Source organism: Cryobacterium sp. TS_SC_7 (genome assembly GCF_056156285.1).
Window position 1 is genome coordinate 308,458 of the sequence record NZ_CM149589.1, and the last position, 14,260, is coordinate 322,717.

General features: G+C 68.2%; 16 protein-coding genes. All 16 read left to right on the top strand.

The genetic code is table 11. The features are described 5' to 3' along the window. Positions 1-53: 53 nt before the first annotated feature. The 16 genes from AC0J5J_RS01390 (at position 54) to AC0J5J_RS01465 (ending at position 14,259) form a co-directional block, all read left to right on the top strand. Entirely contained in the window at positions 54-539 is a 486-nt protein-coding gene (locus AC0J5J_RS01390) for a flagellar hook capping FlgD N-terminal domain-containing protein (RefSeq protein WP_474899114.1), read from the top strand. A 45-nt stretch (positions 540-584) separates the two neighbouring features. Then, complete coding sequence (locus AC0J5J_RS01395; protein ID WP_134422975.1) at positions 585-1,757, top strand: flagellar hook protein FlgE; 1,173 nt, start codon at positions 585-587, stop codon at positions 1,755-1,757. A gap of 91 nt (positions 1,758-1,848) precedes the next feature. Then, a complete protein-coding gene (locus AC0J5J_RS01400; RefSeq protein WP_134422977.1) occupies positions 1,849-2,199 on the top strand; it encodes an HPF/RaiA family ribosome-associated protein in 351 nt (116 codons plus the stop codon). Positions 2,200-2,274: 75 nt separating this feature from the next. After that, positions 2,275-3,870, top strand: a complete 1,596-nt coding sequence (locus AC0J5J_RS01405) for an ABC-F family ATP-binding cassette domain-containing protein (protein ID WP_474899115.1) — start codon at positions 2,275-2,277, stop codon at positions 3,868-3,870. Positions 3,871-3,975: 105 nt separating this feature from the next. Continuing rightward, positions 3,976-4,287, top strand: a complete 312-nt coding sequence (locus AC0J5J_RS01410) for a flagellar FlbD family protein (RefSeq protein ID WP_474899116.1) — start codon at positions 3,976-3,978, stop codon at positions 4,285-4,287. Further along, positions 4,287-5,108 carry a motility protein A gene (locus tag AC0J5J_RS01415; RefSeq protein WP_474899118.1) on the top strand — a complete coding sequence of 274 codons (822 nt, stop codon included), beginning with the start codon at positions 4,287-4,289 and terminating at the stop codon, positions 5,106-5,108. The genes AC0J5J_RS01410 and AC0J5J_RS01415 overlap by 1 nt, the downstream gene beginning before the upstream one ends. Continuing rightward, positions 5,105-6,004, top strand: a complete 900-nt coding sequence (locus tag AC0J5J_RS01420; RefSeq protein WP_474899119.1) for an OmpA/MotB family protein — start codon at positions 5,105-5,107, stop codon at positions 6,002-6,004. The genes AC0J5J_RS01415 and AC0J5J_RS01420 overlap by 4 nt, the downstream gene beginning before the upstream one ends. A gap of 70 nt (positions 6,005-6,074) precedes the next feature. Next, positions 6,075-6,953: a flagellar motor switch protein FliM gene (locus AC0J5J_RS01425; RefSeq protein ID WP_474899121.1), complete on the top strand. Its 879-nt coding sequence runs from the start codon at positions 6,075-6,077 to the stop codon at positions 6,951-6,953. Further along, positions 6,950-7,654: a flagellar motor switch protein FliN gene (fliN, locus tag AC0J5J_RS01430; protein WP_474899123.1), complete on the top strand. Its 705-nt coding sequence runs from the start codon at positions 6,950-6,952 to the stop codon at positions 7,652-7,654. Before AC0J5J_RS01425 ends, fliN begins: the two co-directional genes overlap by 4 nt. Continuing rightward, positions 7,655-8,116 (top strand): FliO/MopB family protein, encoded by a 462-nt coding sequence (locus tag AC0J5J_RS01435; RefSeq protein WP_134422991.1) that lies wholly within the window; start codon positions 7,655-7,657, stop codon positions 8,114-8,116. A 65-nt stretch (positions 8,117-8,181) separates the two neighbouring features. Further along, positions 8,182-8,973 (top strand): flagellar type III secretion system pore protein FliP, encoded by a 792-nt coding sequence (gene fliP, locus AC0J5J_RS01440; protein ID WP_134423654.1) that lies wholly within the window; start codon positions 8,182-8,184, stop codon positions 8,971-8,973. Continuing rightward, the gene (gene fliQ / locus AC0J5J_RS01445; protein WP_134364018.1) at positions 8,973-9,248 is read left to right on the top strand and encodes a flagellar biosynthesis protein FliQ; all 276 of its coding nucleotides are present in this window, start codon (positions 8,973-8,975) and stop codon (positions 9,246-9,248) included. Before fliP ends, fliQ begins: the two co-directional genes overlap by 1 nt. A 1-nt stretch (position 9,249) precedes the next feature. Then, entirely contained in the window at positions 9,250-10,008 is a 759-nt protein-coding gene (locus tag AC0J5J_RS01450; RefSeq protein ID WP_474899125.1) for a flagellar biosynthetic protein FliR, read from the top strand. Beyond that, positions 10,009-11,115, top strand: coding sequence for an EscU/YscU/HrcU family type III secretion system export apparatus switch protein (locus tag AC0J5J_RS01455; protein WP_134422995.1), 1,107 nt, complete (start codon positions 10,009-10,011; stop codon positions 11,113-11,115). Then, entirely contained in the window at positions 11,112-13,163 is a 2,052-nt protein-coding gene (locus AC0J5J_RS01460) for a flagellar biosynthesis protein FlhA (RefSeq protein ID WP_474899126.1), read from the top strand. The genes AC0J5J_RS01455 and AC0J5J_RS01460 overlap by 4 nt, the downstream gene beginning before the upstream one ends. Then, on the top strand, positions 13,138-14,259 hold the full coding sequence (locus AC0J5J_RS01465) for a hypothetical protein (protein ID WP_474899128.1): 1,122 nt from the start codon (positions 13,138-13,140) through the stop codon (positions 14,257-14,259). Before AC0J5J_RS01460 ends, AC0J5J_RS01465 begins: the two co-directional genes overlap by 26 nt. Position 14,260: the final 1 nt, after the last annotated feature.

Here is a 14,260-nt window from a genome sequence, read left to right on the forward strand (position 1 = left end):
CGCACACCCTGACCCGCAGCCCCCGACCCGCCACCACCAGAAGAGAGAACCTTGTGACCATCGACGCAGTGGCAGCAGCCGCCCCGGCCGGGATGTACTCGACCACTCCCGTGCGCACCCCGAAACAGTCCCTGGACTCCGAGGCCTTCATGTCGCTGCTGGTGACCCAGCTGCGCAACCAGGACCCCAGCTCTCCCATGGACACCAACCAGATGATCTCGCAGACCACGCAGCTGGCCATGATGGAGAAGATGGCGGCGCTGTCGACCACCGCCGACGAGAACTTCTCCCTGCAGATGCGCGTCGCCGCGGCCGCACTGGTCGGCCAGGACGTCACCTACACCCGGGCCGACGGCACGACCGGCACCGGCACCGCATCGAGTGTCTCCTATGCCGGGGCCGTGCCCCAGGTCACCGTGGGCGGCACGACCATCGCGCTCGACCTGGTGACCGGCGTCACCTCCGGCACCACGCCCGTCACCACGCCCGGCGTCACGCCCGGCGTCACCTCCGGCACCACTCCCGGCCTCTCCGCGTAAATCCTGCTTCTCCGCCCGTCTCGCATCCACCGAAAGGCAGCACCCATGCTTCGCTCCCTGTACTCCGGAATCTCCGGCCTCCGTTCGCACCAGACCATGCTCGACGTCACCGGCAACAACATCGCCAACGTCAACACCACGGCGTTCAAGGCGTCCGCCGTTCAGTTCCAGGACACCCTGTCGCAGCTCAAGCAGGGTGCCGGCGGACCGCAGGCGGAGGTCGGCGGCACAAACCCGGCCCAGATCGGACTCGGCGTGCAGGTGGCCGGCATCTCGACCAATTTCTCCCAGGGCTCCGCGCAGTCGACGGGTCGGGCCACCGACGTCGCAATCTCCGGTGACGGGTTCTTCGTCACCCAACTCGGCGGCGAGACGCTGTACAGCCGTGCGGGCGCCTTCGACTTCGACGCCGAGGGTCGCCTGGTCTCGCCGGACGGCGCGATCGTGCAGGGCTGGAACGGCGTCAACGGACAGATCAACGAGGGTGGCCCGGTGGGCAACATCACTCTGCCGCTGCAGGCCATGATCCCCGCAGCAGCGACGAACACGGCGACCATGGTGGGCAACCTGCCGGCCGACGCCGCGGCGGGGGAATCCCTCGTGCGCGACATCAAGATCTACGACGCTGTGGGCGCCGCGCGCACGCTCTCCCTGACCTTCACCCGCTCGGGCTCCGGTTGGGACGTCGCCGGCAGCGACGGAATCGGCACCGGTTCCACCGCCCTGACGCTCGACGCGGCGGGAAACCTCACGCCGACCGGAGCGCTGACGGTGAACGGGGTCAACGTCGACCTGACCGAGCTGACCGGACAGGCCGGTCTCACCACGGCGACCGCCAGCAGCCAGAACGGCTCCGCCGCCGGAACGCTGCAGTCGTTCACGCTCGGCAAGGACGGCACCCTGGTGGGCCTGTTCAGCAACGGAAGCCAGGCATCCATCGCCCGCATCGCCCTCGCGACCTTCACCAACCCGGGGGGCCTGGAGAAGGCCGGCTCGTCGGCCTACCGGGCCACGTTCAACTCGGGGAACGCTGCCCTCGGCGCCCCCGGCGACGGCGGCTTCGGCTCGCTCAGCGGCGGAACCCTGGAAATGTCCAACGTGGACCTGTCGCAGGAGTTCACCAATCTGATCGTCGCCCAGCGCGGCTTCCAGGCGAACGCGCGCATCATCACCACCTCCGACGAGGTGCTTCAGGAGCTCACCAACCTGAAGCGGTAGCCGCCGGGCGGATGATCAGCGTCGGCATCGTGTCAGGCGCCAGATTTCTGCGCGCATACTGGAATGACCGACGTTCAACTGAGGAGCAAAGATGCAAATCCTGGTCAACACCGACAACAACATCAAGGGCACGGAAACCATCCGCCAGGAGGTTGAATCGTCGGTCGAAACGGTCCTGGCCCGGTTCGACTCCCGGTTGACGCGAGTGGTGGTTCACCTCAGCGACCAGAGTGCGGGCCGGGAGACGACCGACGACATCCGTTGCGTGCTCGAGGCGCGTCCCGCCGGAGGGAATCCGCTCGCGGCAACCGGCAATGCGGAGAGCGTGAACGCGGCCGTCAACGGGGCACTCCACAAGCTGGTCAGCGTTCTCGAGACCGAATTCGGTCGGTTGGACGAACACAAGGGTGCCTCTGCCATGGGTGACGAGCCCATGCCGTGAACCGGCGGCCGGCACGGTAAAGTTGGCGATCCGCCTCGCCCGGGGCTTGAACCCCCACCCGAGAGGACGGCCGCAATGAGCCTGATCAGGCTGAACGACGTCAGCATCCGTTTCGAGAACACCCAGATCCTGCGCGAGGCCTTCTTCCGGCTCGAACCGGGGGACCGGGTGGGCCTGATCGGCCGCAACGGGTCCGGCAAGTCGACCATCCTGAAACTGGCCCTCGGCCAGGTGACAGCGGATGCCGGCACCGTCACCCTCGACCCCGGGATCCGGGTGGGCTACTTCTCCCAGTTCTCCGAGCTGAACGGGGAATCCACCATCACCGAGGTGCTCGACGGCCTGTTCGCCCCGATCAAGGCCATCGAAGCGGAGCTTTCGTCGATCGACGCCCGGATCGCGGCGGATTCCTCGCAGAGCGCCGAACTGGACCGGCTGATCCACCGCCAGGCCGAACTGTTCGAGGACATGGACCGCCTCGACGGGTGGGACTATCCCCGGCGCATCGACACCGCGCTGACCACCCTCGGGTTCGACGAGGCCCACCGCGTCTGCGCCATCGACGAGCTGTCCGGAGGCTGGCGCAACCGGGCCGCGCTGGCCAAGATCCTGCTCGAACAGCCCGATGTGCTGTTGCTCGACGAGCCCACCAACTACCTCGACGTGGCCGGCGTCGAGTGGCTCGAGGCGTGGTTCCGCAGCTTCCGCGGCGCGGCCATCATCGTCTCGCACGACCGACGGTTCCTCGACGGGGTTGTCACCCGCATCATCGAGGTCGAGAACTACCACCTGCACGAGTACCCCGGCAACTTCGGCGAATACGTGGTGCAGAAGCAATTCCGCCTGAAAACCCTCGAGCAGCAGTTCCTGCACGAGTCCGAGCTGCTCGCGTTCGAGTCCGAGGGAATCAGCGACCGCCGTGAAGCCGCGAAGGCCGCCAGCCGCAGCCTCGACAACCAGCTCGCCCACATCAAGAAGACCCGCAGCCCGCGGCCCGTCGACACGATCATCACCGAGATCTACGGCGGACTGCACGTGAAGGACTCGCTCTGCCGGATCGAGTCGCTCAGCAAGTCCTACGGCGACAAGGCCCTGTTCACCGACCTCACCTTCGAGATCCGCCGCGGCAACCGCATCGTCGTGCTGGGCTCCAACGGCAGCGGTAAGACCACGCTGCTGCGGGTGCTGGCAGGGGAGGAGACGGCCGATTTCGGCACCGTGGCCTGGGCGGCCGGCGCCGCCGTGGTCTCCTACAACCAGGTGCTCGACGGCCTCGACGACGACGACACCGTCAGCCACTCCGTCAATGCCATGCCGGGCAGCCTCGCCTTCACCGCGACCCGCAAATCGGTCAACCGCTTCCTCGCGATGTTCCAATTCTCCGAGGCCGACCTCAAGCAGAAGATCGGAAACCTCTCCGGCGGGCAGCGCGCCCGCGTCGCCATGGCACAGTGCCTGCTGTCCGGCGCAGCGGTGCTGTTGCTGGACGAACCGACCAACCACCTGGACATGGCCAGCACCCAGGTGATGGAGCGCGCGCTGATCCACTTCCCCGGTGCCGTGGTCGTGGTCAGCCACGACCGGTTCTTCACCGACAAAATCGCCACCCGGCACCTGGTCTTCGGCAGCGACGCGGCCGAGCCGGGCGAGATCGTGGTGCGCGCGGCGTGACCGGGAAGGGGGGTCTGTTCCCGCCGGCAGCTAACGCACCCGGCCTCGCGGCCGACAGTGGGGCGTGACGGTTACTCGAATCGTTCTGAACCCAGGGTGGACGCCATGATCGTTGTGACGAGGCTGAACGACAGCCAGTTCGCGATCAACCCGGACCTGATCGAACGCATCCATGCGAGCCCCGACACCACCCTGGTCATGGTCGACGGCGCCAAGTTCATCGTGACGGAAAGCCTCAGCGAGATCATCGAGAAGATCGCCCGCTTCCGGGCCCATGTCATCTCACTGGCGTACCTGACGCGGGATGCCGACTATCGGCCCGGCCTCCGCTCGCTTGAAATCGTCGACGGTCCGCATGCGATCGACGAGATCATCGAGCCCGGCAGCACGGTTCCGTCCCGCCCGCGGAGAATCTGATGGATCCGGCAACCCTGGTCGGGATCGCAATCGCCTTCGGCTCCCTCTTCGCCATGATCACCATCGAGGGCGGCCACATCCAGTCGATCCTCCTGCCGGCCCCGATGATCCTCGTCTTCGGCGCCACCATCGCGGTCGGGATCGCGGGCGGCACCATCCGGGACGCGATCTCGGCGTTCAAGGCCGTACCCGGGGCTTTCATCGGCAAGACCGTGCCGCCGCAGCAGGTCATCGACCAGGTCGTCGGACTCGCCGAGAAAGCGCGCAGCTCTGGACTGCTGGCCCTCGAGCAAGAGGCCGACAACGTTTCCGACCCGTTCCTGCGCGGCGCCCTGCAGAACATCGCCGACGGCACCGACGGCGACGAACTTCGGATCCTGCTGGAAGACGAGCTCGCGACCGCCACCAAGGAGAGCCGCAACGCCGCCAAGTTCTTCACCACCCTCGGCGGCTACGCGCCCACGGTCGGCATCATCGGAACGGTCGTCTCGCTGACGCACGTGCTGGAGAACCTCGACACGCCGTCCACCCTCGGCCCGATGATCGCCGCCGCCTTCGTCGCCACTCTCTGGGGGCTGCTCACGGCCAACTTCCTCTGGCTGCCGATCGGCAACCGTCTCAAGCGGCTCAGCGACATCGAGGTCGAACGGATGACCCTGCTCCTGGAGGGCGCGCTGGCAGTCCAGGCAGGCAGCCAGCCCCGACTCCTCGGAGAGAGATTGCGCGCCATGGTTCCCGCGCCGGCGACGGCCAAGGCCGGCAAGGCAGGCAAGCCGGGAAAGGCCGGTAAGGCGGACAAGTCCCTGTCGGAGGCAGCATGAGCGGGCACGGCCGTGGCCGCACGCGGGGACGGGGGCTGGAGGAGGAGCACGTCGAGCACGTCGACGAGCGGTGGATGGCGTCCTACATGGACATGGTCACCGTGCTGATGTGCATGTTCATCGTCCTGTTCGCGATGTCCTCCGTCGACCAGGAGAAGTTCCTGCAACTGAAGAACTCCCTCGCGACGGGTTTCGGCGTCACGGATGTCGGCAAGATCGACACGGCCAAGGGTGTCGTCGTCACCGCGGACAAGGTCGCCCAGTCCGAGATGACCGGGTTCACCGACATCCAGGTCGCCGCCGCGGAGGTCAAGGACCTCACAGCGGTGAAGGATGCCCTGCAGGCCGCGGTGGATGCCAAGGGCGTGGCCCAGCAGGTGCAGTTCACGATCGACGAGCGCGGCCTGATCATCGGGCTGATCGGCTCCGAGGCCTTCTTCGAACCCAACCTCGCCAATCTGAGCAGCCAGGCCGTGCAGGTCCTGGATGCCGTCGCCCCGATCCTGTCCGGCAACACCCGGGAGATCAAGGTGGAGGGCCACGCCGACCGGCACGGCGTGACCACGAATTACCCCACCGACTGGGAGCTGTCCTCGGGCCGGGCAACGGCGGTGCTCCGCCGGCTGGTCGAGTCCGGCGGTGTCGGACAGGAACGCGTCTCGGCGGTCGGCTACGGTTCGGCCCGACCCGTGGCCGAGGGTGCCGATCTGGCGGCGCAGGCGCAGAACCGACGGGTCGACGTCGTGCTCCTCTCCAGCCAGCCGGAAGCGGTGCGCCAGCTGATTCCCGACATCGTCGCGGGGGTGACGCCCGTCAGCCCGGAGCCGGCGGTGAAGGCCCAGACCGCGGAGTCTCCCGTGACCGCCGTGGTCAAAGAGGAAAAGAAAGGTCACTGAGCTGCTAACCATCGGCTCGCTCTGACCGATAGTCCTCACCGTGACGGTCCAGGAACAAGCAGTGATTGGTGTGCCCGCTTCGGCGGAGCGCACGGTCGAGGTGTACGACTTTCGTCGCCCGACAACGCTCGCGCGCGAGCACTCCCGGGTGCTCGAGCTTGCCTTCGAAACCTTCGCCCGTCAGTGGGGCACTCAGCTCACCGCCAAGGTGCGGGTCATGTCGCAGGTGAAATGCGATCACGTGATCATGCGAACCTACGACGAGTACGCATCCTCGCTGCCGGCCACGACCGCCATGGTGCTGTGCCCCGTGGGCGGCATCACGGCCAAAGCCGTCGTGCAGTTCCCCACCTCCGCGGCCCTGTCCTGGGTCAGCCACATGCTGGGCGGCACCGCCGGCACCACGTTACCGGAGCGTGCCTTCACCCAGATCGAACTCGCTCTCGTGCGTCGCCTGATGGATGACGCCCTCGAGGACCTGCGCTACTCGCTCGGTTCCCTGTTGGTTCATTCCATTGCCGTCGGCGCGATCCAGTACAACTCGCAGTTCGCCCAGGCCGCGGCCACCGCCGACCTGATGATCGTCGCCAGCTTCACCCTGCGTATCGGTGAGGGCACCGCCGCCGCCACCGTCGCTCTCCCGGCGGAGGCGCTCCTGCCGCAGCTGGTCGAGGCCGTTCCGCCGACCGGGAGCGCCGATTCTGCCGACCTGCTGCGCGCCCAGCTGTCCCAGGTGCCGGTGGACGTGTCCGTTCGCCTGACGCCGGCACTCGTGCTGCCCAGCGTCGTGCTGGGTCTGGCCGTCGGCGACGTTCTGCCCCTGCCGCACCCTCAGCACCGGCCTCTCGACGTGGTGGTCGACGGCCACACTCTCGCTCGGGCCGCCGTCGGTTCCAACGGCTCCCGCCTGGCCTGCATCGTCACCGACACCGAGGAGTCCTCCCCATGATCACCACCCCCACCGCCGCGCAGACCGCCGCCGTCGAGGCCCTGCTGGATCTTCTCCCCACCACGACCCGCCTCCGCGCGCAGGTCTGCTCCGGGGCCGCCCTCGCCGGTCGGGTCGGGGATGCCGCGCTGGCGTCCTTCGTGGGGGTCTCCTCCGCCGATCTGGCCCTGGTGCTCGCCGACCCGGCTTCACTGGATTCCGCCTCCGGCACTGATTCCGCCCTCGTCTCCCGCCAGGATGTGCTGCGCCCCGCCCTGGAGAGCGCCGCGAGCGTGTTCGGCGTCGGGGTCCTCGGGGAGACGCGGTCGGGCGATGCCACGGCCCTGTTCGCGGATGACGCCACCAGCGTTTTCGAGCTGACCGGTGACGGACACGTCACGGGCTGGTTCGCCGTGCGGCTGCGCGACAACGGCGTGTCTGCCGGCGCGCCGCGCTCTCCGAAGTCCGTGGCCGGCAAACTCGGACGGATCAACAGCGTGCAGATGGCCCTGACCGTGGAGATCGGGCGCACCCGGATGTCCGTGCGCGACGTGCTCACCCTCGAACCGGGTGCCGTCATCGAACTCGACCGTTCCGCCGGGGCTCCCGCCGATGTGCTGCTGAACGGCCGGCTGATCGCGCACGGCGAGATCGTCGTGGTGGACCAGGACTACGGGGTGCGGATCACCCAGATCCTCGACGTGGCCGAGAGCCTGACCTAGGTGGACACCGTCCTCGTCGCGCTCCGGGTGGCGCTGTCCCTGGCCGCCGTGCTGGGGCTGCTCTGGGTGCTGCAGCGCAAGCTGACGAAGGGCTCCCTCGGCGCGCGCACCCCGAACCTGGTCACCGTGGTGGGCCGGCAGGGTGTGGGTCAGAAGGCATCCGTCGTCGTCGTCGACATCGACGGCCGGCGCTTCGTGCTCGGCGTGACCGAGCAGTCCGTCAGCGTTCTGCACGGTGGCGACGCACCCACGGATGCAGCGGCCCCGCACGCCGGGGACGACTTCGCCCGCGAGCTCGACGAGGCCGTGCACGCCGATTCCGGCACCGGCGGCGAGGTGCTCACGCCGCCCCTCATCCTCCGGCCGCGGCGGGACCGGACCACGTCGGGCCGGATCGGCGGGTCGATCCTCTCGCCCGCCACCTGGCAGCAGACCGCCGCCGCACTGCGGCAGGGCCGGTGACCACGTCGGCCGTGCGCCCGGCCGTGCGCCCGGATCGGCGGCGAGAGCTGGCCCGGTACCTGGTGATGGCGGCCCTCGTGCTGGTGATCGTCATCGCCGTTCTGATGCTGGTGGCGCCTGCCGGCCATGCCGCACCGACCGATCCGGTCGGTCCGACCGACCCGGTCACGCCGACGGATCCGGGCGGCGGCGGGCTCAACGTGCAGATCAACGGCCCGAACGGCGAGCCGTCCTCGGCGATCGTGACCCTGATCGGGATCACCCTGCTCTCGGTGGCGCCGGCCCTGCTGCTCATGATGACGAGCTTCACGAAGATCTTCGTCGTTCTCGCGATGACCCGGAACGCGCTCGCACTGCCGTCGATCCCGCCGAACCAGGTTCTGGCCGGGCTGGCCCTGTTCCTGTCGCTGTTCATCATGGCGCCCATCCTGACCGAGATCAACGACGGCGCCCTGCAGCCGTACCTGAACGGAACGATGAACTTCGACGACGCGGTCACGCTCGGCTCCGCGCCGCTCCGCACCTTCATGCTCGCGCACACCCGGGAGGAGGACCTGGCCCTGATGACCCGGGCCGCGGACCAGGCGAACCCGGAAACCCGTGACGCGGTGTCGCTGCTCACCCTGATCCCCGCGTTCATGATCTCCGAGCTTCGCGCCGCGTTCATCATCGGCTTCGTGATCTTCGTGCCGTTCCTCGTGATCGACCTCGTCGTGTCCGCGGCCCTGATGTCGATGGGCATGATGATGCTTCCCCCGGTGATGATCTCGCTGCCGTTCAAAATCCTCCTGTTCGTGCTCGTCGACGGCTGGGGTCTGATCATCACGACCCTCGTCTCCAGTTACCGGGGTGGCTGATGGATACCAACGCCGTCCTCGACATCGGGCTGCAGGGCATCCTGATCGCCGGCAAACTCTCCGCACCCATCCTGATCACGGCCCTGGTCGTCGGTTTCGCGATCTCCCTGCTGCAGTCGATCACCCAGATCCAGGAGGTCACGCTGTCGTTCGTGCCCAAGGCGATCGCCGTGGCCGTGGCCATGATCATCTCCGGACACTGGATGATCTCCGAGATGGTCTCCTTCACGCACATGCTGTTCGACAAGATCCCCGGCCTCATCGGCGGCGGCTGACATGAATATCACCCTCGATTTCGCCTGGATCGAAGCAACAATGCTGGCCGGCGTGCGCATGGTGGCGTTCCTTGTCGTGGCGCCGCCGTTCTCCTACAACGCGTTCCCGCTGCGGATCAAAGGCATGCTCGCCCTCGGCCTGGCCCTCGCGGTCTCCCCGCGGGTCACGCCCGGCTACCTCTCGCCCGACACGGGCGGCTTCATCACGGTCCTGATCCTCGAGATCGTGGTCGGCGGGTTGCTGGGTTTCCTGGTGCTCGTGGTGTTCTCCGCCATCCAGTCCGCCGGCAACCTGATCGACATGTTCGGCGGCTTCCAGCTCGCCCAGGGCTTCGACCCGCAGGCCATGGTCAACGGCGCCCAGTTCACCCGGCTCTACCAGATGACCGCGTTGGCCCTCCTGTTCGCCTCCGGCGGCTACCAGCTGATCATCGGCGGCGTGACGCGCGCATTCTCGGCCCTGCCGATCGGCGGGGGGATCGATCTCGCCATACCGATGCAGACCGTCACGGCGGCGGTCGGCCAGATGCTGCTCGCGGCTGTGCAGATCGCCGGCCCATTGATCGTCGTGTTGTTCCTCGCCGACGCGGGCCTCGGCCTCCTCACCCGGGTGGCCCCGGCCCTGAACGCCTTCGCGCTCGGCTTCCCGCTCAAGATCCTGATCACCTTCACGCTCGGCGCAGCCGGCTTCGTTGCGCTGCCGCGCATCGTCGCGTCACTGACCGATGACGCCGTCGCCACCATGCTGGGGGTGAAATAGATGTCCGACTCCGGTGAGAAGACCGAACAGGCGACCGATAAACGGATGCGCGAGGTGCGGTCCAAGGGCCAGCTCTCCAAGTCCCAGGACCTGACGGCGTGGATCGGCATCGGCGCCGCCGCCGCGATGACCCCGGTCACGATCGGACTGGCCGCGAAGGCCGGAACCGACCAGATGATCAGCATCCGTTCACTGGTCGCCAACCCGCAGCCGGACCTGGCCGTGCAAATGCTGGTGGACTCACTGGCCTCGATGGGTGCCATCCTGACCCCCATGCTCGCCACCGTCTTCGTCGTTGTTCTGGTGGGCGCCGTCGTGCAGGGTGGGGTTCACTTCAAGAAGGTCGCCGGCAAATACGATCAGTTCAACCTCGTGACCGGTCTCGGCCGCACCTTCGGCGGCCAGGCCGTGTGGCAGGGCGTCAAGGCCCTGCTCAAGACCATCGCCGTGGGGCTCGTTCTGGTGCTCGTGGTGCAGGGGCTCACGCCCCTGCTGATGACGGCCGGGGGGCTGCCCGTCTCCGTGCTGATCGGTGCGGCCAGCGGAGGGGCGACCGCGCTGGTGCAGTCGGCGGTGATCGCCGGCCTGGTGCTCGCCGCCGCAGACGTGTTCGTGGTGATGCGGCGCAACCGCAAGCGCACGCGCATGACGAAGAAGGAAGTCACCGACGAGAACAAGAGTTCCGAGGGCGACCCGATGGTGAAGCAGCAGCGCCGGGCCCGGCAGCTCGCGATGAGCCGCAACCGGATGATCGCCGCCGTCGCCACCGCCGACGTGGTCATGGTCAACCCCACGCACTTCGCCGTCGCGCTGCGCTACGAGCCGGGCAAGTCCGCACCGCGGGTGGTGGCCACGGGGGCCGGCGTGATCGCGGCGCGCATCCGGGAACAGGCCGAGACCGACCGGGTGCCGATCGTGCGCGACATTCCGCTCACCCGTGCCCTGCACAGCGCCTGCAAGCTGGGCGACGAGATCCCGGTCGAGCTGTACAACGCCGTGGCCCAGGTGCTCGCCTTCGTGCTCGCCCTGAAGACCCGCGGCTCCGGTGCCGGCTCGGGTGTGCACATCATGAACGATCGCGTCCTGACGGCCGGAGGCCACCGATGAACAGCAATCTCGCCAAACTCGCGGTGCCGGTCGGAGTGGTCGGCATCATCCTGCTGCTCGTCGTGCCGGTGCCCGCCGTGATGCTCGATGTGCTGATCATCGTGAACATCCTTTTGGCGCTGGTCACGCTGCTGACCACGATGTTCGTCAAGAAGCCCCTCGACTTCTCGGTGTTCCCGTCGCTGCTGCTCGTCGCCACCCTGTTCCGGCTGGGCCTGAACGTCGCGTCGACCCGGCTCGTGCTGGGCGAGGGCTATGCCGGGCAGGTGATCGCCGCGTTCGGCCACGTGGCCGTCGGTGGGTCGATCATCATCGGCGCCGTCATCTTCCTGATCCTGGTCGTGATCCAGTTCGTGGTGGTCACCAAGGGTGCCGAGCGTGTCGCCGAGGTGGGCGCGCGGTTCACCCTGGATGCCATGCCCGGCAAGCAGATGGCAATCGACGCCGACCTGAACGCCGGCCTGATCACCGATGTGCAGGCCAGGGAGCGCCGTGCCGAGGTGTCCGCCGAGGCGGACTTCTACGGTGCCATGGACGGCGCGTCGAAGTTCGTCAAGGGTGACGCGATCGCCGGGATCATCATCATCATCATCAACCTGGTCGGCGGTATCGCGATCGGCATGATCCAGCGCGGGCTGTCGGTCTCCGAGGCCATGACCACCTACTCGCTGCTGACCATCGGCGACGGCCTCGTGACGCAGATCCCGGCCCTGCTGATGGCGGTCTCAACGGGCATGATCGTGACCCGTTCCAACGCGGAGTCCGACATCGGTGCGGCCGCCTCGGGTCAGCTCACCCAGTCCCGCATGGCCCTGACCATCGCCGGCAGTGCCGCCCTCCTGATGGCGCTGATCCCGGGTATGCCGATCCTGCCGTTCGTGGTGATCGGGCTGGGCCTGATCCTCTTCGCCCGCCGGATCAAGGCGGGGGAGACCCGGGACCAGGCCGGTCGGGATGCCGGCGTCGCCGCCGAGGCGATGGCACCCCGCTCCGATACCCCGGAAGACCTGATCGAGACCATGCGGGTGCACGCGCTGGAGATCCTTCTCGCTCCCGACCTCGTGGATCTCGTCTCCGGGGTGCAGGACGACCTCCTGGCCCGCGTGCGCGCCCTGCGTCGCAAGGTGGCCGTGGACCTCGGTGTGGTCGTTCCGCCCGTGCGCACCCGGGACAGCGTCGACCTGCCCTCGTCGACGTATTCGATCCGGATCGCCGGGGTGGAGGCCGGCCGCGGGATGGCGCCGTCCGGCAAGGTGCTCGCGCTTGGTGACGCGCTCGATTCGCTGCCGGGTCAGGCCACGGTGGAGCCCGTGTTCGGCCTCGTCGGCAAATGGGTGCCGAGCGAGATGCGGCACAGCGCGGAGATGACCGGGGCCACGGTCATCGACCGGGTTTCCGTTCTGGTCACCCACCTGTCCTCGATCATCACCGGAAATGCGGCGCGGCTGCTCACCCGGGAGGATGTGCGCGTGCTCACCGACGGCGTGCGGCTGGTCAACCCGTCGGCCGTCGAGGACCTCATCCCCGGACTGTTGTCCCTCGCCGAGGTGCAGCGCGTGCTGCAGGGTCTGCTGGTGGAGATGATCCCGATCAACGACCTGCCCCGCATCTACGAGTCGCTCTCGCTGCGGGCGAAGGTGTCCAACGACCCGGAGGGACTGATCGAGGCGGCCCGTCAGGCTCTGGGCCCGGCCCTCACCGCCCAGTACCTCGACGAGGGGCTGCTCCGGGTCATCATGATCGAGCCCGGCCTCGAGCAGTCCATGCTCGAGGGGATGCGTCCGTCCGACCAGGGCACGCAGATCATGCTGGATCCGAATCGGGTCGAGGCCATCCTGGGTTCGCTCAAGGAGGCTCTCGCGAACGTCGAGGCGGCCGGGTTGAGCGCGGTGCTGGTCTGCGCGCCGGCGCTTCGCCCTGCCGTCCGCCGCCTGGTCTCCGCGCAGTCCGGCGGCATCGCCGTGTTGTCCTATCAGGAGGTCACGTCCGCGAACGTGGCCATCGAGACGGTGGGGGTGGTGCGTGGAACCGAATCGATTTCTGCTTGAGGGTTCGTCGCTGCCGGAGCTGAAGGCGCGCATCCTGGCCGAGCACGGCGCGGAGGCGCGCATCGTCGCCGCGGAGCAGGTGACCGTCGGTGGCATCCGGGGTTTCTTCGCGAGGCGGCACATCGAGGTCACCGTGGAGGTGCCCGCCCGTCGGAGGCGAGCGGCCCACTCCCGGAGCGATGTGCAGGTGCGGCTCGGCATCGCCGCGCTTCTCGACGACGCCGACGCGGAGGAGGCCAGCCTGTACACCGCGGCCGAGCCGCGCATGTCGACCGTGTCCGAGGGGTTCGCCGATCTGATGGATGAACTCACCTTCGCAACGCGCGAAATGCCGGACCCGGTGCTGCTCACCCCCGTCGCGCCGACGGTCGCGTCCCCGGCTGCTCCCATGGGCGGCGAGACGACGGCCGAGGAGCAGACCCCGGCCATGGCTGGCGTCTCTGCCGCGCCGACCTTCACTGAACGGGCCGCGGATTTGCTGTCCGAGGGCACAGCTGCCCCGCGGGCGAGTGGGCGCCGAGCCGCCCGCAGGCAAATGACCCGAGCGGGCGCGGACGCCGCCGTCCCCCGTGCGCTCACCGGCGCGGGGGATCTTGTCATCGTCGTCGGCTGGCAGGATGCCGCGCTGCCCGTGACGCGGGAACTCGCCCCGGCAAACGGTACGGCCGTGGTTCTCGTGGCCGGCGCCATCGATGGCGGGCTGGCCGCGGAGGCCGGGCTGGACCGCGTCCTGGATCGACGTACCGCGCTCGAGGCCCGGGCCAGGGGAGTGGAGCTCGGCCAGACCAGTTTCGTCGCCTTCGGGTTTGACAAGAATCCGGCGACGGCCGCCATTCACGCGTCTCTTCTCGGGTTGATTCGCCCGGATCAGGTCTGGGTCGTTGTGGATGCCGGCCGCAAGCCCGCGGATACCGCACGCTGGGTCGCCGAAGTCGCGCGGAGCCTGGACATCGATGCGCTGGCGGTCACCGGGTATGCCACGACCGGTTCACCGGAGACCGTTGACGAGCTGGGCATCCCGGTGGGGTGGGTCGACGGTGTCCCGGCGCCGGCCGGCACGGTGGCCGCAATGCGGCAGAGCCTCAAGCTAGGCTGAA

Coding starts and splice junctions, on each gene's coding strand:
- fliN (WP_474899123.1), top strand. CDS start 6,950: ATGATCACCACCCCCACCGCCGCGCAGACCGCCGCCGTCGAGGCCCTG.
- AC0J5J_RS01450 (WP_474899125.1), top strand. CDS start 9,250: ATGAATATCACCCTCGATTTCGCCTGGATCGAAGCAACAATGCTGGCC.
- fliP (WP_134423654.1), top strand. CDS start 8,182: ATGGCGGCCCTCGTGCTGGTGATCGTCATCGCCGTTCTGATGCTGGTG.
- AC0J5J_RS01405 (WP_474899115.1), top strand. CDS start 2,275: ATGAGCCTGATCAGGCTGAACGACGTCAGCATCCGTTTCGAGAACACC.
- AC0J5J_RS01420 (WP_474899119.1), top strand. CDS start 5,105: ATGAGCGGGCACGGCCGTGGCCGCACGCGGGGACGGGGGCTGGAGGAG.
- AC0J5J_RS01415 (WP_474899118.1), top strand. CDS start 4,287: ATGGATCCGGCAACCCTGGTCGGGATCGCAATCGCCTTCGGCTCCCTC.
- fliQ (WP_134364018.1), top strand. CDS start 8,973: ATGGATACCAACGCCGTCCTCGACATCGGGCTGCAGGGCATCCTGATC.
- AC0J5J_RS01395 (WP_134422975.1), top strand. CDS start 585: ATGCTTCGCTCCCTGTACTCCGGAATCTCCGGCCTCCGTTCGCACCAG.
- AC0J5J_RS01455 (WP_134422995.1), top strand. CDS start 10,009: ATGTCCGACTCCGGTGAGAAGACCGAACAGGCGACCGATAAACGGATG.
- AC0J5J_RS01460 (WP_474899126.1), top strand. CDS start 11,112: ATGAACAGCAATCTCGCCAAACTCGCGGTGCCGGTCGGAGTGGTCGGC.
- AC0J5J_RS01410 (WP_474899116.1), top strand. CDS start 3,976: ATGATCGTTGTGACGAGGCTGAACGACAGCCAGTTCGCGATCAACCCG.
- AC0J5J_RS01400 (WP_134422977.1), top strand. CDS start 1,849: ATGCAAATCCTGGTCAACACCGACAACAACATCAAGGGCACGGAAACC.